Annotated in this window: 25 protein-coding genes; 13 read left to right on the plus strand and 12 right to left on the minus strand. The window is 71.7% G+C overall.

Translation table 11 applies throughout. The features are described from left to right. Window positions 1-14 precede the first annotated feature (14 nt). Together AB0L71_RS25890 and AB0L71_RS25895 are read right to left on the minus strand one after the other, a co-directional pair. Window positions 15-572: a DUF1003 domain-containing protein gene (locus AB0L71_RS25890; protein ID WP_365247286.1), complete on the minus strand. Its 558-nt coding sequence runs from the start codon at window positions 570-572 to the stop codon at window positions 15-17. Further along, on the minus strand, window positions 562-1,836 hold the full coding sequence (locus AB0L71_RS25895; RefSeq protein WP_365247288.1) for a CBS domain-containing protein: 1,275 nt from the start codon (window positions 1,834-1,836) through the stop codon (window positions 562-564). Before AB0L71_RS25895 ends, AB0L71_RS25890 begins: the two co-directional genes overlap by 11 nt. Before the next feature lie 204 nt (window positions 1,837-2,040). Between AB0L71_RS25895 and AB0L71_RS25900 the strand changes: the two genes are divergently transcribed. Then, window positions 2,041-2,808 (plus strand): hypothetical protein, encoded by a 768-nt coding sequence (locus AB0L71_RS25900; RefSeq protein ID WP_365247290.1) that lies wholly within the window; start codon window positions 2,041-2,043, stop codon window positions 2,806-2,808. Window positions 2,809-2,873: 65 nt separating this feature from the next. Here AB0L71_RS25900 and AB0L71_RS25905 read toward each other — a convergent pair whose 3' ends face one another. Beyond that, window positions 2,874-3,395: a hypothetical protein gene (locus AB0L71_RS25905; RefSeq protein ID WP_365247291.1), complete on the minus strand. Its 522-nt coding sequence runs from the start codon at window positions 3,393-3,395 to the stop codon at window positions 2,874-2,876. Window positions 3,396-3,408: 13 nt separating this feature from the next. After that, complete coding sequence (locus tag AB0L71_RS25910) at window positions 3,409-4,524, minus strand: magnesium and cobalt transport protein CorA (RefSeq protein ID WP_365247293.1); 1,116 nt, start codon at window positions 4,522-4,524, stop codon at window positions 3,409-3,411. Window positions 4,525-4,933: 409 nt separating this feature from the next. On the opposite strand from AB0L71_RS25910, the gene AB0L71_RS25915 reads away from it, so the two are divergent. Next, a complete protein-coding gene (locus AB0L71_RS25915) occupies window positions 4,934-5,566 on the plus strand; it encodes a suppressor of fused domain protein (protein ID WP_365247295.1) in 633 nt (210 codons plus the stop codon). A gap of 7 nt (window positions 5,567-5,573) precedes the next feature. Here AB0L71_RS25915 and AB0L71_RS25920 read toward each other — a convergent pair whose 3' ends face one another. After that, window positions 5,574-6,809 carry an MFS transporter gene (locus AB0L71_RS25920; RefSeq protein WP_365247297.1) on the minus strand — a complete coding sequence of 412 codons (1,236 nt, stop codon included), beginning with the start codon at window positions 6,807-6,809 and terminating at the stop codon, window positions 5,574-5,576. 158 nt (window positions 6,810-6,967) lie between these two features. Between AB0L71_RS25920 and AB0L71_RS25925 the strand changes: the two genes are divergently transcribed. From AB0L71_RS25925 to AB0L71_RS25935, 3 genes are all read left to right on the plus strand, one after another. Further along, window positions 6,968-7,606: a DUF6758 family protein gene (locus AB0L71_RS25925; protein ID WP_365247299.1), complete on the plus strand. Its 639-nt coding sequence runs from the start codon at window positions 6,968-6,970 to the stop codon at window positions 7,604-7,606. A 155-nt stretch (window positions 7,607-7,761) separates the two neighbouring features. After that, complete coding sequence (locus tag AB0L71_RS25930; protein WP_365247301.1) at window positions 7,762-8,628, plus strand: PHP domain-containing protein; 867 nt, start codon at window positions 7,762-7,764, stop codon at window positions 8,626-8,628. A 146-nt stretch (window positions 8,629-8,774) separates the two neighbouring features. Continuing rightward, a complete protein-coding gene (locus AB0L71_RS25935; protein ID WP_365247303.1) occupies window positions 8,775-9,380 on the plus strand; it encodes a MarC family protein in 606 nt (201 codons plus the stop codon). A 97-nt stretch (window positions 9,381-9,477) separates the two neighbouring features. On the opposite strand, the gene AB0L71_RS25940 is transcribed toward AB0L71_RS25935, so the two are convergent. Beyond that, window positions 9,478-9,630 carry a hypothetical protein gene (locus AB0L71_RS25940; RefSeq protein ID WP_015611185.1) on the minus strand — a complete coding sequence of 51 codons (153 nt, stop codon included), beginning with the start codon at window positions 9,628-9,630 and terminating at the stop codon, window positions 9,478-9,480. A gap of 221 nt (window positions 9,631-9,851) precedes the next feature. Here AB0L71_RS25940 and AB0L71_RS25945 point away from each other — a divergent pair, with 221 nt between their 5' ends. Then, the gene (locus tag AB0L71_RS25945; RefSeq protein ID WP_365247305.1) at window positions 9,852-10,739 is read left to right on the plus strand and encodes an NYN domain-containing protein; all 888 of its coding nucleotides are present in this window, start codon (window positions 9,852-9,854) and stop codon (window positions 10,737-10,739) included. Window positions 10,740-10,753: 14 nt separating this feature from the next. Here AB0L71_RS25945 and AB0L71_RS25950 read toward each other — a convergent pair whose 3' ends face one another. Next, window positions 10,754-11,596 (minus strand): alpha/beta hydrolase, encoded by an 843-nt coding sequence (locus tag AB0L71_RS25950; RefSeq protein ID WP_365247307.1) that lies wholly within the window; start codon window positions 11,594-11,596, stop codon window positions 10,754-10,756. A 120-nt stretch (window positions 11,597-11,716) separates the two neighbouring features. Then, window positions 11,717-13,531 (minus strand): DEAD/DEAH box helicase, encoded by a 1,815-nt coding sequence (locus AB0L71_RS25955; protein WP_365247427.1) that lies wholly within the window; start codon window positions 13,529-13,531, stop codon window positions 11,717-11,719. A 484-nt stretch (window positions 13,532-14,015) separates the two neighbouring features. On the opposite strand from AB0L71_RS25955, the gene AB0L71_RS25960 reads away from it, so the two are divergent. Further along, window positions 14,016-14,750 carry a ferritin-like fold-containing protein gene (locus AB0L71_RS25960; protein ID WP_365247311.1) on the plus strand — a complete coding sequence of 245 codons (735 nt, stop codon included), beginning with the start codon at window positions 14,016-14,018 and terminating at the stop codon, window positions 14,748-14,750. Between the two features lie 48 nt (window positions 14,751-14,798). Here the strand turns inward: AB0L71_RS25960 and AB0L71_RS25965 are convergent, their stop codons facing one another. The 4 genes from AB0L71_RS25965 to AB0L71_RS25980 form a co-directional block, all read right to left on the minus strand. Next, the gene (locus AB0L71_RS25965) at window positions 14,799-15,068 is read right to left on the minus strand and encodes a hypothetical protein (protein WP_365247313.1); all 270 of its coding nucleotides are present in this window, start codon (window positions 15,066-15,068) and stop codon (window positions 14,799-14,801) included. 207 nt (window positions 15,069-15,275) lie between these two features. Next, window positions 15,276-15,503 (minus strand): DUF3107 domain-containing protein, encoded by a 228-nt coding sequence (locus AB0L71_RS25970; protein ID WP_365247315.1) that lies wholly within the window; start codon window positions 15,501-15,503, stop codon window positions 15,276-15,278. 141 nt (window positions 15,504-15,644) lie between these two features. After that, the gene (locus tag AB0L71_RS25975) at window positions 15,645-16,286 is read right to left on the minus strand and encodes a TetR/AcrR family transcriptional regulator (protein WP_365247317.1); all 642 of its coding nucleotides are present in this window, start codon (window positions 16,284-16,286) and stop codon (window positions 15,645-15,647) included. Window positions 16,287-16,454: 168 nt separating this feature from the next. Next, window positions 16,455-16,670 carry a hypothetical protein gene (locus tag AB0L71_RS25980; RefSeq protein WP_365247429.1) on the minus strand — a complete coding sequence of 72 codons (216 nt, stop codon included), beginning with the start codon at window positions 16,668-16,670 and terminating at the stop codon, window positions 16,455-16,457. 368 nt (window positions 16,671-17,038) lie between these two features. Here AB0L71_RS25980 and AB0L71_RS25985 point away from each other — a divergent pair, with 368 nt between their 5' ends. From AB0L71_RS25985 to AB0L71_RS26010, 6 genes are all read left to right on the plus strand, one after another. After that, window positions 17,039-18,001: an alpha/beta hydrolase gene (locus tag AB0L71_RS25985; RefSeq protein WP_365247319.1), complete on the plus strand. Its 963-nt coding sequence runs from the start codon at window positions 17,039-17,041 to the stop codon at window positions 17,999-18,001. Then, window positions 17,986-19,272 carry a DUF3152 domain-containing protein gene (locus AB0L71_RS25990; protein WP_365247321.1) on the plus strand — a complete coding sequence of 429 codons (1,287 nt, stop codon included), beginning with the start codon at window positions 17,986-17,988 and terminating at the stop codon, window positions 19,270-19,272. The genes AB0L71_RS25985 and AB0L71_RS25990 overlap by 16 nt, the downstream gene beginning before the upstream one ends. Window positions 19,273-19,625: 353 nt before the next feature. Next, window positions 19,626-21,419, plus strand: a complete 1,794-nt coding sequence (locus tag AB0L71_RS25995; RefSeq protein WP_365247431.1) for a DUF3492 domain-containing protein — start codon at window positions 19,626-19,628, stop codon at window positions 21,417-21,419. Window positions 21,420-21,507: 88 nt separating this feature from the next. After that, window positions 21,508-22,935 (plus strand): hypothetical protein, encoded by a 1,428-nt coding sequence (locus tag AB0L71_RS26000; RefSeq protein WP_365247323.1) that lies wholly within the window; start codon window positions 21,508-21,510, stop codon window positions 22,933-22,935. Window positions 22,936-23,118: 183 nt separating this feature from the next. Then, window positions 23,119-24,084 (plus strand): NAD-dependent epimerase/dehydratase family protein, encoded by a 966-nt coding sequence (locus AB0L71_RS26005; protein ID WP_365247325.1) that lies wholly within the window; start codon window positions 23,119-23,121, stop codon window positions 24,082-24,084. Beyond that, complete coding sequence (locus AB0L71_RS26010) at window positions 24,072-24,950, plus strand: spherulation-specific family 4 protein (RefSeq protein WP_365247327.1); 879 nt, start codon at window positions 24,072-24,074, stop codon at window positions 24,948-24,950. The genes AB0L71_RS26005 and AB0L71_RS26010 overlap by 13 nt, the downstream gene beginning before the upstream one ends. Window positions 24,951-24,983: the final 33 nt, after the last annotated feature.

The raw sequence follows: 24,983 nt of genomic DNA on the forward strand, positions 1-24,983 counted from the left end.
CGTGAGTAGTCATGTCAGCGGTCTTCGTCACTCTCGGCCGCCGACGGGGTGCGCCGGTCGTCCAGATCCCTCACGAGGTCCTGCAGTTCGTTGCGGATCCAGTCGCGGGTGGCGACCTCGCCGAGGCCCATCCGCAGCGAGGCGATCTCCCGCGTGAGGTACTCGGTGTCCGCGATGGAGCGCTCGTTCTGCTTGCGGTCCTGTTCGTAGGTGACCCGGTCGCGGTCGGTCTGCCGGTTCTGCGCGAGCAGGATCAGCGGGGCCGCGTACGAGGCCTGGAGCGACAGCATCAGCGTCAGGAAGATGAACGGGTACCCGTCGAACCGCCACCCCACGGGCCCGAAGGCGTTCCACACCACCCAGACGATGATGAAGATCGTCATCCAGGCGATGAAGCGCCAGGTCCCCAGGAACCGTGCGATCCGCTCGGACAGCCGGCCGAACGCCTCGGGGTCGTACTCGGGCAGCACCCGCCGCCGCGGGGTCTTCGGCTGGTCCAGCCGGGAACGGGGTGGGCGTGCGACGGCGGAGGCGCCCGTGGGTGCACCCTTCGCGCGGTCCTCACCGGCCACGGGCGATCTCCTCCTCACCGTGGAAGTCGGTCTCCCGCCAGTCCTCGGGCAGCAGGTGGTCGAGGACGTCGTCGACGGTCACCGCGCCGAGCAGTGATCCGCTCTCGTCCACGACCGGTACCGAGACCAGGTTGTACGCGGCCAGGTAGCTCGTCACGGTCGGCAGCGGCGTGTCCGGCGCGAGCGGGACGAGATCGCTGTCGACGATCGAGCTGACCAGGGCGTACGGCGGATCCCGCAGCAGCCGCTGGAAGTGCACGGTGCCCAGGTACTTGCCGGTCGGTGTCTCGTCGGGGGAACGGCACACGTACACCTGGGCGGCGAGGGCCGGGGACAGATCGGACTGCCGGACCCGTGCGAGCGCGTCGGCGACCGTCGCGTCCGGCCGCAGAATGATCGGCTCGGTGGTCATCAGGCCGCCCGCGGTCCGCTCCTCGTACGACATGAGGCGTCGCACATCCGCCGCGTCGCCCGGCCGCATCAGGGTCAGCAGCCGTTCCTTGTCCTCCTCGGGGAGACCGGACAGCAGGTCGGCGGCGTCATCCGGGTCCATGGCCTCCAGGACGTGGGCGGCACGTTCCTCCTGGAGCTTGCCGATGATCTCCACCTGGTCGTCCTCGGGCAGCTCCTCCAGGACATCGGCGAGCCGGTCGTCGTCGAGCGCCGCCGCGACCTCGGCCCGCCGCTTCGGCGACAGGTGGTGCACCGCGTTGGCCACGTCGGTCGGCCGCAGCTGTTCGAACGTGGCGACCAGCGATTCGGTGCCCTGACCGTCCTCCTCCAGCGTGAAACCGCTGACCGAGGACCACTCGACCGTCAGGGTCTGGCCCTTGCGCCGCAGCGCCCCGCCCTTGCCCTTGCGCACGAAGTACTTGTCGATCTCCCAGTCGCGGCGTGCCGGGAGCTGCTGGATGGAGACATCCAGGATGGTGACCTCCTCGCCGGTCTCCACGAGACGGACCCGACGGTCGAGGAACTCCCCGAGCACCAGGCGTTCGGTGGGCCGCTGCTCGAAGCGCCGCATGTTGACGACGCCGGTGGTGATGACCTGACCGGACTCGATGCCGGTCACCCGGGTCATCGGGACGAAGATGCGCCGACGGCTGAGCACCTCGACGACCAGGCCCAGCAGCCGGGGCGGCCGGCCGCCGACCCGCAGCATCGCGACCAGGTCGCGGACCCGGCCCACCTGGTCGCCGGTGGGGTCGAAGACCGGGACGCCGGCGAGGTGCGAGACGAAGATCCGGGGGGCGCCGGCCACCATGGTGCGCCTCCTTCTTCCGGGTACGACTTCTCCGACCGGCCTGTTGTGCGGCTAATGGGCCGTTATGACGAGATCAGGCTAGCCCGTACCGCTGCGGGCCGCTCCGGCGGACCGGTACGGACGGCTCACCGAGGGCAGCGGCAGACGGCACCGGTACGCTGCCGTCTGCCACCCCGCACCACGCCGAATGAGAGGCCGTGACCAGTGACTTCTGCCGTCCTGTCCGTCCGGGCCCGAAGCCGCCGGACCGCGCTCGCCGTCGTGCTCTGCGCGGGACTGGCCACCGCGCTCACGGCGTGCGGGAGCGAGGATCCGGACAAGGGGACCAACGGGGTCGGCAAGCTCACCGCCACCCAGATCGAGAAGAAGGCCCAGACCGCGGCGGACTCCGCCGACGCGGTGCGCCTGGCCGGGACGCTGGTCAGCAAGGGCGGCACGTACACGCTCAACATGCGGCTCAGAGACACCGGAGGCAGGGGTTCCGTCGTCTCGAAGGACAGCACCTTCGAACTGCTGCGCATCGGTGATGAGCTCTATCTGAAGGCGGACGCCGGGTTCTGGAGCCACGCCGAGGAGTCCGACACCGGGAGCGAGGCGGGCGAAGCGGCTGCGGACAAGCTCCGGAACAAGTACGTGAAGGTGCCCGAGGGCGACCCCGCGTACCAGCAGTTGCGCGGTTTCACGGACAAGGAGGTCCTGCTCGACGGCTTGCTCACGCTGCACGGCACCCTCACCAAGGGCGGCCGGGAGAAGGTGGACACGACCCGGACCGTCCAGATCACGGGCGGCGAGGGCGAGGGCGGCACCCTCGACGTCTCACTGGAGGGCACCCCCTATCCGCTGCGATTCGCCCGCGGCGGCGGCGGGGGAACCGTGACGCTGTCGGACTGGGGCCACGACTTCGCGCTGGAGGCCCCGGCGAAGACCGACACGGTCGACTACGGGAAGCAGCTGCCCCGGACGTCTTCCTGAGAGCCCGGCCGGCCGGGCGGGCGCGCTGCCCGGCACCAGGACGAGCGTGTCCCGGCCCGCGCCGGTCAGCTCCGGCGTTTCCGCTTCAGCAGCCGCGGTAGTGCGGCCGGTACCGGCCGCCGTGTGGTGGCCGTCGTGGGCAGGGGCGCGGCGGCCAGCGAACCGTCCGGCGACGAGGTACGGACCTCGCCGGGGGTCAGCCGCAGCACTCGGCACTCGCGCGCCCACCGCTCCGTCATCTGTTCGGCGTCCGGTGCGTTCAGCCGCTTGCCCTTCAGCTCGGCGACGGCGGCCTCCCACTCCGGGGAGTGCGGTGCCAGCTCCGTCACGGCCGCGGTCCAGGCGACCAGCCGGCCGCCCTTGTCCTTGCTGCGCACGGTCACCTCGGCGGCCGAGCCGTCGTCGAGACCCGCCGGGAGCGGCTGCTCGCCGGGGCCGTCGCCGACCAGATGCGCCGCGCCGTCGTGCCATACGTGCCACAGCCCCCGTGCGGGTCCGGTGCCCCGCACCCAGATGAGGCCGGACTTCTTGGTGGCCTCCTCGACGAGGGCCCGGCCCAACGACGCGTCAGCGGCAGCAGCAGTCATGTCCGGAACTCTATTAGAGCCAGCCGTTGCGCTTGAGGGTGCGGTGGATGGAGAAACAGACCACCCCGATGACGCCCAGCACCAACGGGTAGCCGTACCGCCAGCCCAGCTCGGGCATGTGCTTGAAGTTCATGCCGTAGACGCCGCAGATCATCGTCGGTACGGCGACGATGGCCGCCCAGGACGTGATCTTGCGCATGTCCTCGTTCTGGGCGACGGTCGCCTGCGCCAGGCTGGCCTGGAGGATCGAGTTCAGCAGTTCGTCGAAGCCGATGACCTCTTCGTGCACCCGTGCCAGGTGGTCGGCGACGTCACGGAAGTACTTCTGGATGTCGGGGTCGATCAGCCGCATCGGCCGCTCGCTGAGCAGCTGCATCGGGCGCAGCAGGGGTGAGACAGCCCGCTTGAACTCCAGGACCTCACGCTTGAGCTGGTAGATCCGGCCGGCGTCCGAGCCGCTCGGGCTGCCCTTCGCGGGGGTGGAGAAGACCCCGATCTCCACCTCGTCGATGTCGTCCTGAACGGCGCCCGCCACCGCGATGTAGCCGTCGACGACATGGTCGGCGAGGGAGTGCAGGACGGCGGAGGGGCCCTTGGCGAGCAGCTCGGGGTCGTCCTGCAGTCGGTGCCGCAGCGCGCGCAGCGAGCCGTGGCCGCCGTGCCGGACGGTGATCACGAAGTCCCGGCCGGTGAAGCACATCACCTCGCCGGTCTCGACCACCTCGCTGGTCGCGGTGAGCTCGGCGTGCTCGACGTAGTGGATGGTCTTGAAGACGGTGAACAGCGTGTCGTCGTACCGCTCCAGCTTGGGCCGCTGGTGGGCGTGGACGGCGTCCTCGACGGCGAGCGGGTGCAGGCCGAACTCCCCGGCGATGACCGCGAATTCCTCCTCGGTCGGCTCGTGCAGGCCGATCCAGGCGAAGCCGCCCTCCCGCCGCACCTGGAGCATCGCCTCGCGCGGCGAGCGGCAGGCGGCGCTCTCCACGCGCCGTCCGTCGCGGTAGACCGCGCAGTCGACGACCGCGCTGGAGGCGGACGGGTCCCGGGTGGTGTCGTAACTGCTGTGCAGAGGATTGCTCTTGCGCAGGGAAGGGCGCACGGCGGCGCGCAGGTCGCGGATCATCGACATGGCTGGCTCCTTCACGGAGGGCCGTCGTCGGGCGCGTGGAACAGCCCGGAATGAGGACGTGCGCTCACGTCCGCAAAGCGGGCGGCACCGCGGCGGCGCGATGACGGCGTTCGCTACAGACAGGCAAAAAAGGAGTGCTCTTCCGTCATGCGCAATGCCACGGGCCCTGATCGGGAAGGTCTCAGACCACCGGGGAGAGATGAGGGGCGGAAGAGCGGTTGGTACTGCACGGTCGACTTCGATCCATGGCAGCCCCACCTCCTCCAGCCGGTCCCCCGTGGGGGATGACGTGTCGTCGGGGCTGAGAGCGACGCTTCTGCGTGCTGCCCCGACCAGCGGCCAAGCCTATCAGCCGACAGAGGGCCAATCCTTTACTTTGCCCGTTCCATACGCGTCCTATGCTCGCGGGATGGGAGAAATTCTTGCTCTGGTCGAGGCCCGGCTGCGGACGGCCCTCGGGGAACCGGATGCCCGGGCCGCGGTGACGTTCGTCGGGACGGACCGCATCGAGGTGCTCCGCTTCGTCGACGGCGACGTGGTGCGCTACGCCACGCTCGGCATGTCCGCACAGCCGATGGCCGATCCGACCGCGGTCCTGGCAGATCCGGTGAAGGGCCCGCGCGCCGAGCTGATCCTCTCCGTGCGCGCCGGACTCGCGGACACCGACAAGGTGCTCCGCCCGCTGGCCGTGCTGGCGGCCACCCCGCAGGTCGAAGGGCTGATCGTGGCGCCCGGTGCCTCGCTGGACCTCGGTGAGCCGCTGTGGCCCGGGGCGCCGTTCAGCTCCGTCCTGGTCGCCGAGCCGGGCGGGCTCGTGGAGGACCTGGAGCTGAACGACGGGCCGCACCACGGTCCTGCGGCCGGTGGTCACCGGGAGGCGGGCGCGACGATGGATCCGGTGCGGTTCCTTCCGCTGCTGCCGATGACGCCGAACGAGGCCGCGTGGAAGCGGGTCCACGGCGCGCAGGAACTCCAGGAGCGATGGCTCTCGCGCGGCACGGACCTGCGCGATCCGCTGCGCCGTTCCGTGCCGCTGGACTGAACCGCGCTCAGTCGGCGAGGGCGGCGACGCCTCCCTCGTCGCCCACGGGCTTCGCCGCCCGTTGCTCCGCCTCGTGCGTCAGCGCCGTACGCCGGACCCCGATCACGCCCGCGCCCACGACGGCCGCGAGGGCCGCGGCCACGAACGGCATGTGGACGTCGCTCCACTCCTCGATCTTCGGGGCGAGGTACGGGGCGGCTGCCGCGGCGAACCAGCGGACGAAGTTGTAGCCCGCGCTCGCCACCGGTCGGGGCGCGTCCGACACGCCGAGCGCCAGTTCCGTGTACACGGTGTTGTTCACGCCGATGAAGGCGCCGGAGACGATCGTGCAGACGATGGCGGTGGTGTGGTTGCCGTATCCCAGGACCAGGACGTCCACGGCGAGCAGTACGAGTGATCCGCCGAGCACCTTCAGCGAGCCGAAGCGCTTCTGCAGCCGCGGGGCGACGATCACCGAGAAGACCGCGAGCAGCAGACCCCAGCCGAAGAAGACCGCGCCCGACCTGTACGGCGACATGTCCAGCACGAACGGGGTGAACGCCAGGATCGTGAAGAACGCGTAGTTGTAGAAGAAGGCCGAGGCGGCGACGGAGGCCAGACCGCCGTGACCGAGTGCCCTGACCGGGTCGAGCAGCGATGTCCTCCTGGCCGGCCTGGGCTGTTCCTTCAGGAACGCCGTGATGCAGAGGAAGCCGATCGCCATCAGTGCGGCCGTGCCGAAGAACGGGTAGCGCCAGCTGGCGTCGCCGAGCAGGGCGCCCAGCAGCGGCCCGCAGGCCATGCCGAGGCCGAGCGCCGACTCGTAGAGCAGGATCGCCGCCGCGCTGCCGCCCGCCGCCGCACCGACGATCACCGCGAGCGCGGTCGAGACGAAGAGGGCGTTGCCCAGCCCCCAGCCGGCCCGGAAGCCGACGAGTTCGGCGACGGACGACGAGGTACCGGCCAGTGCGGCGAAGACGACGACGAGCGCGAGGCCGGTCAGCAGCGTCTTGCGGCCACCGATCCGGCTGGACACGAAGCCGGTGACCAGCATGGCCACGGCCGTGATCAGGAAGTACGAGGTGAAGAGCAGCGACACCTGGCTCGGTGTCGCCTCCAGGCCCTGGGCGATGGACGGGAGAATCGGGTCCACCAGGCCGATTCCCATGAACGCGACAACGGAAGCGCCCGCCGTGGCCCAGACGGCCTTCGGCTGGCGCAGGATGCTTCCCGCTCCCTGATCGAGCGGTTCCTCTCCCTGCATGGGGTTCCTCACTCTCCGGACGGATCGGTGCGTCGCGCAGAGAATAAGTTAGGTCGCCTAACAAGTGCAAGATACATCTAACGCTTTTCCGGGGCCCCCGGCCTCGGACGGGTGATCATGCTTGACGCGGCGGGAGTCCTGGAGGACCGTTGGTCGCTATGAGGGGCGAACCCAGTTGCCCGAAGTGCGGAGGCCGGGTGAGGGCGCCTGGTCTCTTCGCAGACACCTGGCAGTGTGCAGTGCACGGCAGCGTGCAGCCGCTGCAGCCGGTCGTCCCGCCGAGCGTCGAGGCGCTGGGCGTCGTGGTGCAGCGGGCCCAGGTGCCGGTGTGGATGCCCTGGCCGCTGCCGGTGGGGTGGCTCTTCACGGGCGTGGCGAGCGCGGGTGACGACCGCAGTGGCGGACGCGCCACCGTCGTGGCCTGTTCCGGACCCGGTCCGGTCGGCGGTATCGGCGAGCTGCTGCTCGTCACCGAGGAACTCGGCGTCGGACTCGGAGCGCGCTATGCCGGGGTCGACGGCCTCGACCCCGGTCCCTACCTGGACGTCGACGGGCCGCCGGACGTCAAGATGCTCGCCGCCGGACGCCCCACCCCGCTGTGGCATGTCAAGGGCGCCCCGGAGGACCGGGCGGTCTTCGCGGGCGAGGCGCGCGGACTCTGGCTCTGGGCGATCGTCTGGCCCGAGCAGTCGGGTCTCCTGATGTACGACGAGCTGGTGCTCGCCGATCTGCGGGAGGCCGGGGAGGAGATGGACCTCGTGCCGTGCGGGGCGCTCTCCCCGCGCCTGCTCGGTTAGGGCCTCTCGCCGGTCGGGCCCTCTCGTCCGGATCATGCCGGGCTCGCCCGGTCCCGGGGCGCCCCAGGGCTCCGGCGCCCGGCCGGGGGCACTTCGGATGCCGGTTATCCTTGAACGTCCCCCTTGTCCGGCCCGGAAGTACTGGAGTACGCGTCGTGCGCATCGACCTGCACACCCACTCCACCGCGTCGGACGGTACGGACACCCCCGCCGAGCTGGTGCGCAACGCCGCCGCCGCGGGCCTCGACGTCGTCGCGCTCACCGACCACGACACCGTGCGCGGGCATGCCGAGGCGATCGCCGCCCTTCCCGAAGGGCTCACTCTCGTCACCGGCGCCGAGCTCTCCTGTCGGATCGACGGTGTGAGCCTGCACATGCTGGCGTACCTCTTCGACCCCGACGAGCCCGAGCTGGCACGCGAACGCGAGCTGGTGCGGGACGACCGGGTGCCGCGGGCCCGGACGATGGTGGCCAAACTCCGGGCGCTCGGCGTCCCGATCGAGTGGGAGCAGGTCGCGCGGATCGCCGGGGACGGATCGGTCGGCCGGCCGCACATCGCCGCCGCGCTCGTCGAGCTCGGCGTCGTCGGGACCGTCTCCGACGCCTTCACTCCCGAATGGCTCGCGAATGGCGGACGCGCGTACGCCGAGAAGCACGAACTCGACCCCTTCGACGCGATCCGGCTGGTCAAGGCCGCCGGTGGGGTCACCGTCTTCGCCCACCCGCTCGCCGTCAAGCGCGGCGAGGTGGTGCCCGAGTCGTCGATCGCGAAGCTCGCCGCAGCCGGCCTCGACGGCATCGAGGTCGACCACATGGACCACGACGAGCCGACCAGGGCGAGGCTGCGCGGGCTCGCCCGGGAGCTGGGTCTGCTGACGACCGGCTCCAGCGACTACCACGGCAGTCGCAAGTCCGTCGGGCTCGGTGAGTACACCACCGACCCCGAGATCTACGGCGAGATCACCCGGCGCGCGACGGGAGCCTTCCCGGTGCCGGGCGCCGGCGGAACCTGCCCCGCCTGACGCCGCACGCGCCGCCGCGCGCGTACCGCCGCTCGTCCCCCTGCCCGTGTCCTCCCTCTTCCGCGCCCCGGTCGGCAGACCGCCCGGCCGTGGCGCCGGGGTGCCCTCCCCAGCTGTTGCTCACCCTCTTCCTGCAAGGCTTCACTGTGTTCGACGTCGCTGTCTTCGGATCCCTGTTTCTCACGCTTTTTGTGATTATGGATCCGCCCGGAATCACTCCGATCTTCCTCGCCCTCACCGCGGGTCGCCCCGCCAGGCTGCAGCGCAGGATGGCCTTGCAGGCGGTGGCCGTCGCCTTCGGTGTGATCGTCGTCTTCGGTGTGCTCGGACAGCAGATCCTCGACTACCTGCATGTCTCCGTACCGGCCCTGATGATCGCGGGTGGTCTGCTCCTGCTGCTGATCGCGCTCGATCTGCTGACCGGCAAGACCGACGAGCCGACCCAGACCAAGGACGTCAATGTGGCGCTGGTGCCGCTGGGCATGCCGCTGCTGGCGGGACCCGGGGCGATCGTGTCGGTGATTCTCGCGGTGCAGCACGCCGACAGCGTGGGACGCCAGATATCGGTCTGGTCGGCGATCGTCGCCATGCACATCGTGCTCTGGTTCACCATGCGCTACTCGCTGCTGATCATCCGGATCATCAAGGACGGCGGCGTCGTGCTGGTGACCAGGCTCGCCGGAATGATGCTTTCCGCCATCGCCGTGCAGCAGATCATCAACGGCGTCACCCAGGTCATCCAGAGTTCCTGACAGCACACGAGAGCTCCTGACAGAACCCGTGGACACCACAGCGCCCCCGTACCGGACCTTCGGTACGGGGGCGCCTCGTCTCAGGCGTCCTTGCGTGTTACGAGGCCGAACTTTCGGCCGGGCGGATATAGATGCGCTGGCCCATCGCTGCGGCCTGCTGCACGATCCGGTTGACGGAGGCGGCGTCCACGACAGTGCTGTCCACGGCGGTACCGTCGACATCGTCGAGTCGCATGATCTCGAAGCGCACAGGGCTTCCCTTCGTCTGATCCTCCTGTTGGAGAACTACTGGGAGGACGGGCGACCCGTCCGTGAGGATGAGAGCGCCCGACACCTGTGTCCTGCGCTCCCTCGGGTGTAGAACGGCTTGTCGGCTGCAAACATTCCCTACGCTAAGGAAATTTTTTGGATGTCTAAGTATTCGCAGGTCACCGCAGACGAACCGGCGACGAGGTCCACGACGAGGCCCGAATGAACGAGGCAGAGATCAGCGAGCGCCTGGACCGCACCAACGAACTGCTCCAGCGCATGCTCGCGGAGGTGTCGAAGACCCCCTCGACCCACGCGATCTTCGTGGACGCGGGCTATGTGTACGCCGCGGCCGGACTGCTCGTCACCGGCACCGAGGACCGCCGCTCCTTCGACCTCGACGCGGAGGGCCTGATCGAGGCCTTCATCGACAAGGCCCGCACCATCTTCGCGGACAGCCGCCTGCTGCGGGTGTACTGGTACGACGGAGCCCGGCGGCGCATCCACACCGCCGAGCAGCAGTCCATCGCCGAACTCCCGGACGTCAAGGTCAGACTCGGCAACCTCAACGCCAACAACCAGCAGAAGGGCGTCGATTCGCTCATCCGCAGCGACCTCGAATCGCTCGCCCGGCACCGCGCCATCAGCGATGCCGCACTGGTCGGCGGGGACGAGGACCTGGTGTCCGCAGTCGAGGCCGCACAGGGGTACGGGGCTCGGGTCCATCTGTGGGGCATCGAGGCGGCGGACGGGCGCAACCAGGCCGAACCGCTGCTCTGGGAGGTCGACAGCCAGCGCACCTTCGACCTCGACTTCTGTCGGCCGTACGTGACCAGACGCCCCGTCACCACGTACGAGGACGACACCCCCGCGCCCTCCCGGGCGGACGTCCACTTCGTCGGAGCGCAGATCGCCGCGGCCTGGCTGGCCGCCCGGGGCCGTGAGTCGCTGGCCGATCTGCTGCCCGGACACCCGTATCTGCCGGGCTCGGTCGACCAGGACCTGCTGGTCGAGGCCGAGCGGCTGCTGCAGCATTCGCTGCGCGGTCACGCCCATCTGCGGCGCGCGCTGCGCGACGGCTTCTGGCAGCACCTCAAGGCGCAGTACTGAACCGCGGTGCCGGTCTACAGGCTGTCCCAGAAGGAGATGAGCGCGGCCGCCGTCCGCTCAGGACGGTCCGTGTTGGGGGAGTGCTCGGCGCCCTCGATCCGGGTGCGGCGTGCGCCCAGCCGCTGGGCCATCTCGTCGAGCAGCGGAACCGGCCAGGTGTCGTCGCGCTCGCCGGAGAGCACATGGAGAGGCAGCCCGGCCGCGGCCAGTTCGGCCACCCGGTCCGGTTCGGTCGCCAGCTGACGGCCGGTGGCGATGAGCTGGGCGGGCTGGGTGCGCAGCCAGCGTCGGCGCAGCGCCTCGCCGTCCGTCGTCGCGTCCTCGGGCGGGTCGAGGGCCCGCATCGCCTCCCACGCCTCGGCCATGCTCAGGGTCGCCAGCGCGTCGCCGAGCATCTTCACCTTGAGCTGCTGGGCCTCGGCGACCTGGGCGGGGCCCGAGGACATCAGTGTCAGTGAACGGAACGGCGAGGCGTCGAGGAGCACGGCGGCGCGGGCGATCTGACCGCCGAGCGAGTGCCCGACGAGATGCACGGTGTCGCCGTTGCCGACAGCGGCCGCCTGCGCCAGCACGTCACGGGCCAACTCGCTCTGTGCGTACGTCTCCTGACGGGGCGTTCCCTCGGTCTCGTACTGCCCGCGGCCGTCCACGGCGACGGTCCGGTACCCGGCGGCGCAGAGCGGTTCGAGGAGCGCGATGAAGTCCTCCTTGCTGCCGGTGTAACCGGGCAGCAGAAGGGCCGTGCCGCGCACCTCTCCGTGCGGTACGGCGTCCAGCACGGCGAAGTCGCCGCGCGTGGTACGGAGCCGGCGGGACTGGGCGCAGGAGGGCGGGGTGAAGGTGGGAGGTCGACTCATGACACGAGGTTATGTCCCCGAACGGCGGATGGCCGGAAGCGAAGCGCCCGGAACGCCGGACGGGCCCGAGGATGTCCTCGGGCCCGTCCGGCACCTGCTGGGTCGATCGGTGTGGCGCGCTCAGCCCTCGGCCTTGGCGGCAGCCGCACGCGGGGCCCGCCGCCTGCGGGGCTTCGCCTCGCCCTCGGCGGCCACGGCCTCGGCCGGGGCGACGGCCTCGGTCTTCGGCTTGGCGGGGGAGCGGCGGCGACGCGGCTTGGTCGCCGGAGCGGGTTCGGAGATGGGCGCGATCTGGAAGTCGACCTCGTCCTCGGCCGGCGTGATGACGCGGGGGCGACGACGCGGCTTGGTCACCGCCTTCGCCTCCGGCACCGGTTCGGCGATGGGGGCGATCTGGAAGTCGACCTCCTCCACGACCGGCTTCACGACGGTCCGGGTGCGGCGGCGCGGCTTGGTCGCGGGCTCGGCCTCGGCCTTCGCCACGACGGCGACGGGAGCCTCCGCCCTGCTCGCCGTGGCCTCGGCCGCGACATCCGGGGCCCCGGCGCGGGTACGGCGACGGCGGCGCGGGGTACGCGGCAGGGACGCGGCGTCGTCCGCCTCGGCGGACGGGGCCGGCACCGTGGAGGCGGGGGCGGCTTCCGTGACCGCGGCACCGCCCCGGGTACGACGACGCTGACGCGGCGTGCGCGGCGCACGCTCCTCACGGGTGGTGTGCCCGGAGGACTTGCGGCCGCGGCCGCCCGTCTCGCCGAGGTCCTCGATCTCCTCGGCCCGCAGACCCGCACGGGTCCGCTCGGCACGCGGCAGTATGCCCTTGGTGCCGGCCGGGATGTCGAGCTCCTCGAAGAGGTGCGGCGAGGTGGAGTACGTCTCGACCGGGTCGTGGAAGTTCAGGTCCAGCGCCTTGTTGATCAGCTGCCAGCGCGGGATGTCGTCCCAGTCGACCAGCGTGATCGCAATGCCCTTGGCGCCGGCGCGGCCGGTCCGGCCGATGCGGTGGAGGTAGGTCTTCTCGTCCTCCGGCGACTGGTAGTTGATGACGTGGGTCACACCCTCGACATCGATACCGCGGGCCGCCACGTCGGTGCAGACGAGGACGTCCACCTTGCCGTTGCGGAACGCGCGCAGCGCCTGCTCGCGGGCGCCCTGGCCCAGGTCGCCGTGGACCGCGCCGGACGCGAAACCGCGCCTCTCCAGCTGCTCGGCGATGTCGGCGGCCGTGCGCTTCGTACGGCAGAAGATCATCGCGAGACCGCGGCCGTTGGCCTGCAGGATGCGGGAGACCATCTCCGGCTTGTCCATCGAGTGGGCCCGGAAGACATGCTGCGAGATGTTCGCGACGGTCGCGCCCTCGTCGTCGGGCGAGGTGGCGCGGATGTGGGTCGGATGCGACATGTAGCGCCGCGCGAGGCCGATGACGGCGCCCGGCATGGTCGCCGAGAACAGCATCGTCTGCCGCTTCGACGGAAGCATGGTGATGATCTTCTCGACGTCGGGCAGGAAGCCCAGGTCGAGCATCTCGTCGGCCTCGTCGAGCACCAGCACGCGGACGTGCGAGAGGTCGAGCTTGCGCTGTCCGGCCAGGTCGAGCAGTCGGCCGGGGGTGCCGACGACCACGTCGACGCCCTTCTTCAGAGCCTCGACCTGCGGTTCGTAGGCGCGGCCGCCGTAGATCGCGAGAACGCGCACATTGCGCACCTTGCCCGCGGTGAGCAGGTCGTTGGTGACCTGCTGGCAGAGCTCACGGGTGGGGACGACGACCAGGGCCTGCGGCGCCTCGGTCAACTGCTCGGGCGCGGCCCGGCCCGCCTCGACGTCCGCGGGGACGGTGACCCGCTCCAGAAGCGGAAGACCGAAACCGAGCGTCTTGCCGGTGCCGGTCTTGGCCTGGCCGATGACGTCGGAACCAGAGAGTGCGACGGGGAGCGTCATCTCCTGGATGGGGAACGGGGACACGATGCCGACTGCCTCAAGGGCCTCGGCCGTCTCGGGAAGAATCCCGAGTTCTCGGAACGTAGTCAGGGTGCTGCCTCTTCTGTGAGACGCGGTCCGAGGCGAACGCTGGGGGTCGTACCGTGCCGGGTTGGTCATCCGGCCGCGGATGGGCCGGGTGGCGCGGGACCACTGCCGTCGCTCGAGCGCTCGTGCCGCTGAGGGGGCCCCTCATCTGCGGTCGTACGGGGCGTACGACCCGCGCGGAGGGCTGTCGGGTCGGAGCCGATCGGGCCACCGACCGGGCATCCTCGTTTTCACGTCACGCCGTACATGCCATACAAAAATCCAAAATACTCAGTAGGCGCAATACCACTGTACCCCGGATTCGTGCATATGTGTTGGGTGAATTCATCGGAACGGCATGGCGCCGCTGGCGGACCGCGCCCCTCGGTGCCTTGCCGGGCGGGCTATTCTGCGCTCCATGGAGACGCCTGACAACGCCAATGAAGCTCCCGCACCCACCGGTATCGCCGCCCAGGACTGGGCCACCGCATCGGTGGAACCGCAGTACCGGGCCGCGGTCGTGGACCTGCTGGGAGCCCTCGCGTACGGGGAGCTGGCGGCCTTCGAGCGCCTTGCCGAGGACGCCAAGCTTGCGCCGACCCTGGCGGACAAGGCGGAGCTGGCGAAGATGGCCTCCGCGGAATTCCACCACTTCGAGCGGCTGACGGACCGGCTGACCGCGATCGAGGTGGAGCCGACGGCAGCGATGGAGCCGTTCGCCAAGGCGCTCGACGACTTCCACCGCCTGACCGCGCCGTCGGACTGGCTGGAGGGCCTGGTCAAGGCGTACGTCGGCGACTCGATCGCCAGCGACTTCTACCGTGAGGTCGCCATCCGGCTCGACTCGGACACCCGCTCCCTCGTCCTTGCCGTGCTCGACGACACGGGCCACGGCAACTTCGCCGTCGAGAAGGTGCGCGCCGCGATCGAGGCCGACCCGCGTCTCGGCGGACGGCTCGCGCTGTGGGCGCGCCGGCTGATGGGCGAGGCGCTCTCCCAGGCACAGCGGGTGGTGGCCGACCGCGACGCGCTGTCGACGATGCTGGTGGGCGGCGTGGCCGACGGGTTCGACCTGGCGGAGGTCGGACGGATGTTCTCGCGGATCACCGAGGCGCACACCAAGCGGATGGCCGCGCTCGGTCTGGCGGCATAGCCGCCGCCGGAACTGTCCGGAAGCCCGTCCCCCCCGGGCCGTACGTCCTCAGGCCGCCGCTGACCGGCTCAGACGGCGGCTCCGGGGGCGGACCAGCAGCGAGAGCGTCACGGCCCCGATCAGCGCCGCGCCGACGAGCGTGGCCACGACGTGGTCCGGCTCCAGCACCGAGCGCATCAGGAACGTGCCGAACAGGGCCCCCAGGGTGCCCGTGGCGAAGACGGCCGGGCGGGACGGGAGCCGGTGCGGCAGGGCGCGCAACGCTGCCCAGGCGAGTGCCAGTCCGAGCACGACGGAGCCGAGGGGTTCCAGGATCACAGACGATCACCTCGCGAGTTGCGGGGCGGGCAGAACGGTCGTCAGCCGTACTACCCGAGGGGTGCGGAACGCAACCCTCCTCGCCCAGGACTCACCCGGAAATCCCCCGTCCGCCGTACGGCGGACCAGGGAGAACAGCCCAGATGGATCAGCGGCCCGGCGGGACATCCCACCGGGCCGCTGCCACGGTCACTGCGTCGAGCGTGCCTACAGAGCGCCGAACCCCACGCGGCGCGTGCTGGGCTCGCCGATCTCCACGTACGCGATCCGGTCGGCCGGCACCAGGACCTTGCGGCCCTTCTCGTCCGTGAGGCTGAGCAGCTGCGCCTTGCCGCTGAGAGCCTCGGCGACGGTGCTCTCGACCTCTGCGGCGGAAAGCCCGCTCTCCAGAACGATCTCGCGGGGCGTGTGCTGCACCCCGATCTTGACCTCCACGGCTATGTCCCTCCGACGGTCAGTCCCTGCGCGGTGAACCGCGCCGTACGCAGCACACATTAGCCCGCTGGGGCGAGCCGTCCGTGTCGGTGGGGCCACGCCCGCAGCGAACAAAGATGCCGATCGCACCCGCCGCTCGGATCAGTGCTGATCGATGCCGTGCAGGGGGAAGCCCGCGATACCCCGCCAGGCCAGTGAGGTGAGCAGCTGCACCGCCGTGTTCCGCGGAATGCCGGACTGGCTGGAGAGCCAGTAACGGGCGACCACCTGGGAGACGCCGCCCAGACCGACCGCGAGCAGCATGGACTCGTCCTTGGACAGCCCGGTGTCGCCGGCGATGACGTCGGAGATGGCTTCCGCGCACTGGAGCGAGACCCGGTCGACGCGCTCGCGCACCGCGGGCTCGTTGGTCAGGTCGGACTCGAAGACCAGCCGGAAGGCGCCGCCTTCGTCCTCGACGTACGCGAAGTAGGCGTCCATCGTCGCGGCGACACGCAACTTGTTGTCGGTCGTCGACGCCAGGGCCGTACGGACCGCGAGGAGAAGCGCCTCGCAGTGCTGGTCGAGCAGAGCCAGATAGAGATCCAGCTTGCCCGGGAAGTGCTGGTAGAGCACCGGTTTGCTGACCCCGGCCCGCTCGGCGATGTCGTCCATCGCGGCAGAGTGGTACCCCTGCGCCACGAATACTTCCTGCGCGGCGCCCAGCAGTTGATTGCGTCGGGCGCGGCGAGGCAGTCGAGTGCCTCGCGGGCGCGCCGCCTCGGTCTGCTCGATGGCTGTCACGCCGCCTCCCATATGTGTGATTGGACACAGCCCTTCTGTGCATGCTGCGCCGTACAGCCATCGTACTTTTGAGTAACCCGGGTGCGCGCGGCGCGGACGCAGAATTTCACGGACCGGACAGCTGCGGTAGCCGCAGATGCGATGGCCGGTGCGGCAAAGCGGGACGTACTAGCGGTAATCGTCCTCATCCTGTGTGACCACGCGAGCCTGCTCCACCGCATCCGCCACATTGGCACTGTTCCGGTCGATGTCGGTGAGCGGTTCGTCACGCTGCTGCTGGAGATCGGCACGCTGCTCGGCGGCGTCCGTCCGCGGCGTCTCCTGGTCCGGTTCGTCCGGCTGGACGTCCTCGAAGGTCTCCGGGTCACTGGGGTCGACCGTCATGGTGATTCCCTTCCTCGCTTCGAGCCCGGGGGCTGCCCCGTACTCCATGGGCGGGCGCACGACGACGGCTACGGCACCCAGTACCCCTCCCGGCAGGCCCTGCCCGTCGCGCCGTCCGGCGCGCACGCGCACACCGGAGGGCGCTCCTGGCGGACATGGCCGGGCACGGCACTGGCCGCGTTGTCGGAACGCTCGGATACAGCCAGTATGCGGACGTCTCTCCGCCCCGCAATGTGCCGCATCCGGCGCTGCCCGCCGATCCGCCGGGGAGAACCGGGCAGCCTCCGAGGATCCACTCCTCGGGTCGCCGCCCGGCCTGTGACCGCGAACACATGAACCGTGGCGTGATCGTCTCGTAACATTGCCGCATGTCTTCGACCGACCTGCCGGGAGTCCCCGTCGCCGCCGCGGTGACCCCCAAGGCGAGCACCGTCAGAGTCGCGGAGGGGGAGGAGCTGCGCTCCGTCGCACTGCCCGGACTGACGCTGACCGTCCGGTCCCGGCCGCCGGAGCGGGCCGGGCTGCCGCCCGCGCTCTTCGTGCACGGCCTCGGCGGCTCCTCGCAGAACTGGTCGGCCCTGATGCCCCTGCTCCAGGACCGGGTGGCCGGGGCGGCGGTCGACCTGCCCGGTTTCGGTGACTCGCCGCCGCCGGACGACGGCAACTACTCGGTGACCGGCCACGCCCGCGCCGTGATCCGGCTCCTCGACGCCCAGGAGCGCGGACCCGTCCACCTGTTCGGTAATTCGCTCGGTGGTGCCGTGGCCACCCGGGTTGCCGCGGTCCGCCCCGATCTGGTGCGTACGCTCACCCTCGTCTCGCCCGCGCTCCCCGAGCTCCGGGTGCAGCGGACCGCCCTGCCGACCGGGCTGCTCGCGCTGCCGGGCGTGGTGACGCTGTTCGCCCGGATGACCCGGGAATGGACCGCCGAGGAGCGCACCCGCGGTGCCATGGCCCTCTGCTACGGCGATCCGGCGCGCGTCTCCGAGGCCGGCTTCCGTGAAGCGGTGGCCGAGATGGAGCGCCGGCTGGAGCTGCCGTATTTCTGGGACGCGATGGCGCGCTCGGCGCGCGGCATCGTCGACGCGTACACCCTGGGCGGCCAGCACGGACTGTGGCGTCAGGCCGAGCGGGTGCTCGCGCCGACCCAGCTGGTGTACGGCGGACGGGACCAGCTGGTCTCGTACCGGATGGCACGCAAGGCCGCCCGGGCCTTCCGTGACGCGCGGCTGCTGACGCTGCCCGACGCGGGGCACGTGGCGATGATGGAGTATCCGGAGGCGGTCGCCCAGGCGTTCCGGGAACTGCTCGACGAATGCGGCGGGAGCTGATCCGGGGCGTGGGACGACATAGCCGAAAGGGCCCCGCACCCGAGGAGGCCGCCGCCGGGGCCGCGCCCGTGGACGCGGACGGCACCGGCCGGGGCACCGTGCCCGGCCCGGGCAGCGGGCGGCGCCGCAGGGCGGCCGGTGCGCCGGCCGGAGCGGACGGCCACGGCCCGTCCTGGCAGGCCGGTCACGTACGCGGCGGCCACCCCGAACAGCGTGAGCCGGGCGGCGGCTGGGGGACCGGTACGCGGCAGGCGGTGGCCCGGCCCCGGGAGCAGGCCGCTGCCCGGGCGCCGATACCCGGACCGCGGCGCGAGTTCGTCGAGGCGTTCGACGCGCCGCCCACGGCCCCGGCGCCGCCCGTGGCCCCCGCACCGCGCAGGCCCTCCGCCCCGCCGGCCGATCCGTACAGCTCGGTCGGCGGGTGGGACGCGGAGCCGCCGAGCGGGGGTGGTGCGAGCCAGGCGCCCGCCAGGGGCACCAGGGGACGCACCCTCACCGGGGTCGCCGCGGCGGCGGTGACCACCGTGCTCGCGGTGGTCGTGGCCGGGCAGGTCCACGACAGCGGCGGGACCAATGCCGCACAGTCCGCGGGCGTCGACCGGGACACCGCCGACGGCGCCTCCCGCTCGGACGACCGGCCGAGCTCGAAGGTGGCGCAGACCGCTCCCCTCTCGTACGCGCAGAAGATGGCCAAGGCCTACCCGCTGGCCCCGGATCTCGCGGGACCGGGGACGTTCGACGCGGTCGCGGGATCGGCGAAGGCTCCGGGCAAGGGCCGTACGTACCGCTACCGGGTCGATGTCGAGAAGGGCCTCGGCCTCGACGCCTCGCTCTTCGCGCAGGCGGTCCAGGAGACCCTCAACGACGGCCGCAGCTGGGCACACAACGGGGCTATGACCTTCGAGCGGATCTCCTCCGGTGATCCCGATTTCGTGATCACCCTGGCCAGCCCCGGCACCACGGCGGAGTGGTGCCGCAAGTCGGGTCTGGACACGACCCAGGACAACGTCTCCTGCGACTCCGCGGCGACCGAGCGCGTGATGATCAACGCCTACCGCTGGGCCCAGGGGTCGTCGACCTTCGGTCCGGACCTGCTCTTCGCCTACCGCCGGATGCTGATCAACCACGAGGTGGGTCACCGGCTGGGGCACAACCACGTGAGCTGCCGCACGGCGGGAGCCCTCGCTCCGGTGATGCAGCAGCAGACCAAGTCGCTGAACATCGACGGCATCAAGTGTCGGCCCAACGCCTGGGTGTATCCGGCCAGTTGAACCGAGCGGGCGGACCGGGGCGGATCCGGGACCGCCCCGCGGCCCGGGCGGGTTCCCGGGGTCGGGGGTGCGTCGTCCACCGGCGGTGCGCCCGCGTTCCGCACTCGGCCGGGCGCCCGCTGCGGCACGTCGCGCAGCGCGACAGGAAGCGGCCGCAACCTCACCGAGTGTGAGTGGCGCCTCTCCTAGCGCGACAGAACGCCGTTGAGGTGGGAAAGTTACGGCGGTTCACCCCTTTCGGTGGCGCGACGGACAACCGTCCGTCGTGCCACCGGTGTATCCGCTTACGGTCGTCCCGCTGTGAGCCGCCGTTCCAACGGCGGCCGCCCACAAGGGAGATCGGGGGTGTGCTCGTGCGGATCGGACTCCTCACCCATGGCGGTTATCCGTATGCGACCGGTGAGTCCAGACTCTGGTGCGACCGGCTGGTGCGCGGACTCACGCAGCACGAGTTCGATCTCTACGCACTCAGCCGTTCCGCCGCACAGGAGGCGCGGGGCCGGGTCCAACTCCCGCCCCAGGTCGCCCGGGTACGGACGGCGCCGTTGTGGACGGCCGACGCGCAGGCCCAGGGCCCCCGCACCTCCGGGGGGCTGCTCACCCGGATCGTGACGGGCGGCAACGGGCGGGCGTACGGACGGCGCGAACGACAGCGCTTCACGGCGCACCTCACCGCCCTCGCCACCTCCCTCTGCACGGCGGGCGCGACGAACGGCGAGGCGGACGCGGAGTTCACGGAGGGCCTGTACGGGCTCGCCGAACTGGCCCGGGAGCACGGAGGGTTACCTTCCGCGCTCCGCTCCGAGACCGCCGTACGCCTGCTCGAAGCCGCCTGCCGGGCACCGGGCACCGGGCGCAGCGTCCACATCCCCACCCTCCCCGACCTGCTCGCCTTCGCCCGGGAGCTCGACCGGGTGCTGCGCCCGCTCTCCCTCGACTGGTACGACGAGGAGAGCCTCGGCGCGGTCGACCTCTGCCACGCCACCTCCGGGGGCGCCGCGGCACTGCCGGGACTGCTGGCCGCCCGCTTCTTCGGGGTTCCGCTGCTGGTGACCGAGCACGGTGCGCAGCTGCGGGCGCACCACCTCGCCGCGACCGGCTCACCGCTGAGCGCGCCGGTCCGTTCCCTGCTCGCAGGCCTCCACGCACGGCTCGCCACCGAGGTGTACCGGCAGGCCGCGGTCATCACCTCCGGCAACAGCCTCGCCCGCCGCTGGCAGGAACGGTGCGGTGCCGCGCGCGAGAAGCTGCGCACCATCCACCCCGGCATGGAGCCCGGCCGGTTCACCGCGCTGGGGGAGAGCGGGGACCGCGGTCCCGACGGCACGCTGGTCTGGGTCGGCCGGATCGAGCCCGCCAAGGACCTGATCGCGCTGCTGCACGCCTTCTCGTACGTGTGGAAGGCCGAACCGGGCGCCCGGCTGCGGATCGTCGGCACACCGGCGCCGGGCCCGGAAGGCGCCGCCTACCTCGCGCACTGCCGGGCGCTCGCCACCCAGCTGTTCTCCGACGAGCTGTCCTGCGACCAGTTGTCCTGCGACGGGGCCGTGGACGCGCACGCCGCCGACGACGCCCCGGTCTCCTTCGACGACACCGGTGGAGCCGCGGTCCCGGACCTGCTGGAGGCCTATGCGGCGGGCGGGGTCGTCGTCCTGTCCAGCTCGGTCGAAGGCTTCCCGATCAGCCTCGTCGAGGCGATGTTCTGCGGACGGGCCACGGTGTCGACGGATGTCGGCGCGGTGGCCGAAGTCATAGGCGGTACCGGGCTCGTGGTGCCTCCGCGGAACCCGCGGGCGCTCGCGGACGCCTGCCTCGCGCTGTTGCGCGACCCCGAGCACCGTGCGCGGCTCGGAGCGGCAGCGCGCGCCCGCGCACTGGAACTCTTCACGGTCGAACAGAACCTCGCGGCCTTTCACGGCATCTACCGGGAGCTGGTCCCGCACGCCGCGATGCGCAGGACGGCCGACACGGTGTACGGCGACGGCCCGCCGCGCCCCTTCGACACGCCGCCCGAGGCCCATGTCCTGGACCTGGGGACGGCCCCGGACCCCGCCCCGGCGAACGCGGCCGACCGCGCACCCCGCTGGGCCACGGAGCCCCGGGCCGTCTGTGCGGGATCGCGTGGGGCGGGTGACGGCGATGGGTGAACAGACAAGCGACGCGGCAGATCCGGGCCGCAGCGCCGGACCGCCCCGGTCCGGCAGCGTCGGCGGAATCGATCACGGAGGAATCACCATGGGCCGCCCGAACGGGGTGTCCGACGCACCCGTCACGCCGACCACCGGCGAAAGCCAGGACCCGGGCCCGCGCGGCACCGAGGCCGAGGACGGACCGGCCGGGGCCCCTCGCGTCACGGCCGAGGAGGCCGGACCCGCGCCGGAATCCGCCGGTGGGACGGCCGCCACCCAGTGGGCGCACCGCGAGCGGGACCACCGGGACACGGCCGCCGAAGAGCAGAGCACCACCCGGAGCGCCGCCCGGGAGCAGGGCGCTTCGGGCCGGGCCCCGGATCGCGCGGCGCCCCGCGCCCCCGAGATCGCGGGTGCCGTGCCGGCACGCAGGCCCGGCGCGTCGAGCCGCGGTCCCGCCGATCCCGTGAAACCGCTGATGCACCGACATCGCGAGCTCTGCGAGCGGGCCATAGATCCACTGGAGATCGCCGCCGGGCTGGAGGCCCATGGCGTCACCGACCGTGCCGCCGCGCGCTACCGGCACCGCGACGTCTTCGCACTCGCGGAGGAGCTCTTCGCCCGTGTGCCCGCCGTGGTGAGTGAGCCCCCGGCGGGGACCCGCGCGCCGGAGCGTGACACGGAGACGCGCGCCGCCTGGTCCCTCCGCGCGTTGGTGCCGGGCGCCGCCTGCATGGCGACCCTCGGAGCGCTGAGACTCACCGAGGGCCTCGGCGGCCAGGGCCGCCTGGCGATCGCCCTCACCGGAACACTCGTCGCCACCGCCGGGCTCGCCGTCTGCCTGAACAGCGGCCCCCTGCGCGCCGAAGGCCGGTCACCGGGCATCGTCCGGCTGTACGGCTGCTGGCTGATCGGCTACGTCCTGTACGGCGAGGCGCTGCTCGACCAGGTGCTCAGCGGTGGCCCCGAGGGCCCGTGGACGCTGACCCCGGCCCCGCTGCTGGGGCTGGCCCTCTCCGTCGCCCCGGCCGCCTGGTGCACGCACCTCTTCTCCGTACACGCGCACCGCAAACTCATGGGCAGCCGCACACTGGACGAGTTCGCCGCCGGCGTGCGCCCCCTCCTGTTCGGAGCCGTCGCACTCCACCTCTGCGTCCTCGCCGTACTTCTGTACCTCGCGCATCTGGGATACGGGGGCGGCGGCGCCTTCGTCGGGGCCGCCGCGCTCGGTGTCCTGCTCCTGCTGGCCCGACTGCTCACCGTGCACGGCTTCACGGGACCGGCCGCCGCCGGTCTCGCCACCGCCTGCGCACTCGAAGCGCTCGCACCCGCCCTGGTCCTGGCCGGGCGGCTGCCCGGTCTGCACGTCCTCGCCCGTCCCGTCGACACCCTGGTCGTGGCGGCCGGCACCGGCGCCGTGTCCGCCGTCGCCTGCGGAGCGGCCGCGCTCGGGCTGCTGATCACGGCCACGGTCGCCCTCTCCCGGGCCGCCGCCCACGTCCGACCCGCGGCCGAGGACCGGACCGACGGGTGACCCCTGCGACCGGGGCCGGACCGGAAAGCTCCCCGGCCGCCCGGACGAACCACCGCCCCGCCCCGCGGAGCCGACGCCGCGGGTTCTTCTTCCGTACCGCACCAACTTCCCCAAGGAGACACCGGACATGAACCCCCAATCCACTCCCGCACCGGCAGTCCGCCGGCGCCAAGGGGGCACACGATGAGGGTGCTGCTGCTCGGAGCCAACGGATTCCTCGGACGGTTCGTGGCCGACCGCCTGCTCGCCGACCCGGCGGTGCACCTCACGGCGCTCGGCCGCGGCGACGACGCCGACGTACGGTTCGACCTCGCCGGCGGCAGCCCCGGCGCACTGACCCGCTTCCTGGACGCCGTCCACCCCGGAGTCGTCGTCAACTGCGCGGGCGCCACCCGGGGCGGAGCCCGGGAGCTGACCCGCCACAACACCGTCGCCGTGGCCACCGTCTGCGAGGCGATGCGGCGCAGCGGTTGCACGGCTCGGCTCGTCCAGGTCGGGTGCGCGTCGGAGTACGGTCCCTCGCAGCCCGGCTCGTCGACCGCGGAGGATGCGATTCCGCGCCCCGGCGGTCCGTACGGCGTCAGCAAGCTCGCGGCCACCGAACTCGTCCTCAACTCCGGCCTCGACGCGGTCGTGCTGAGGGTCTTCTCCCCGGTCGGCCCCGGTACCCCGGCCGGTTCACCGCTCGGCAGGCTCGCCGAGGCGATGCGCCGGGCCATGCAGTCCGGCGACAATGAGCTGAAGCTCAGCGGCCTCGGCGTCCAGCGCGACTTCGTCGACGTACGCGATGTCGCGCGCGCCGTGCACGCGGCCTCGCTCTCCGCCGCGCAGGGCATCGTCAACATCGGCACCGGCCGCGCCGTGCGCCTGAGGGACGCGGCCTCCGTCCTCGCCAGGGTCGCGGGATACAGCGGCGCACTCCACGAGCTCGACGCGCCCCCGCCCCGGCTGCCCATCGGCGCCCCGCGCTCCTCCACCGAATCGGTCGTCGAGCACCTCTCGGCGACCCCGTCCCCCTACCCGGACGGCTGCGGCGCCTGGCAGCAGGCCGACGTGCGCACCGCCAGGGACCGGCTCGGCTGGCGCCCCCGGATCAATCTGGAGGAGTCCCTCGCCGACATCTGGATGGAGGCGGCATGCCGTATCTGACCCCCACCGGCACCGCCCGCCGTACCGGCGGCGCCGAACAGCTCGGCTTCGGCGTGCCCGGCTACGCGCATCCGCTGCTCGCCCCCACCGAGTGGGCCGAGCTCACCCGTCCCGGAACCCCCCTGCACTGGGCGGTTCTCGACATCGACAACGGTCCGGGCATCCGTCCCGACCCGCACGGTCTGGAGGCCGCGGGCCGACTCCGCAACGCACGGGAGAGGGCCCTGCACGGCGGGGCCCCGCAGGACTCCGTCCGGGCCGCGGGCGGCCGACTGCTCGGCCATCTCGATCTGGCCTTCGGCAGCCGGGCCTACGGCGAGCTGATCGCCGACGCGCAGTCCTTCCTCGACTGGTACCGGGTCGACGGCTTCTACCTCGCCCGGTGCCCGGCCGGGCGGGTCGATCTCCCGGCGGTCCGCCGTCTCACCGCCACCCTCGCCACGCTCCTCGACCACGGCGGCCGCGGGAGAAGAGGCGGCCGGCTGGTGCTGGCGCCGGGCACCCATCCGCATCCGGGCTACGCCGAGGTCGCCGACCAGGTGGTCACCTTCTGCGGGCCCTGGACCGACTACCGCTGGTCCCAGGTGGCGGAGTGGACCGCCGCCCACCCTCCGGAGCGGTTCGCGCACTTCGTCCACGGCGTTCCGCGCACCCACCTGGACGAGGCCATGCGCATCGCCCGCTGGCAGGGCGCGGGCACCATCTTCTTCACGGACCGGGGCGGCCGGTACGGGCAGGACGGCCGGCGCGGACAGGGCCGTCAGCACGGACAGGTGCACGAACACGGCCACATGGGGCCATTTGCCTCGCTGCCCGGGTACTGGGACGAAATCGTCTCGCGGATCGGACCGGGTATCTCGGAATGAGGAGGAGCGTGGCAGTGTTACGGCAAGAACAAC

Origin of the sequence: Streptomyces sp. NPDC052052 (assembly GCF_040680455.1) — a bacterium.
GTDB lineage: Bacteria > Actinomycetota > Actinomycetes > Streptomycetales > Streptomycetaceae > Streptomyces.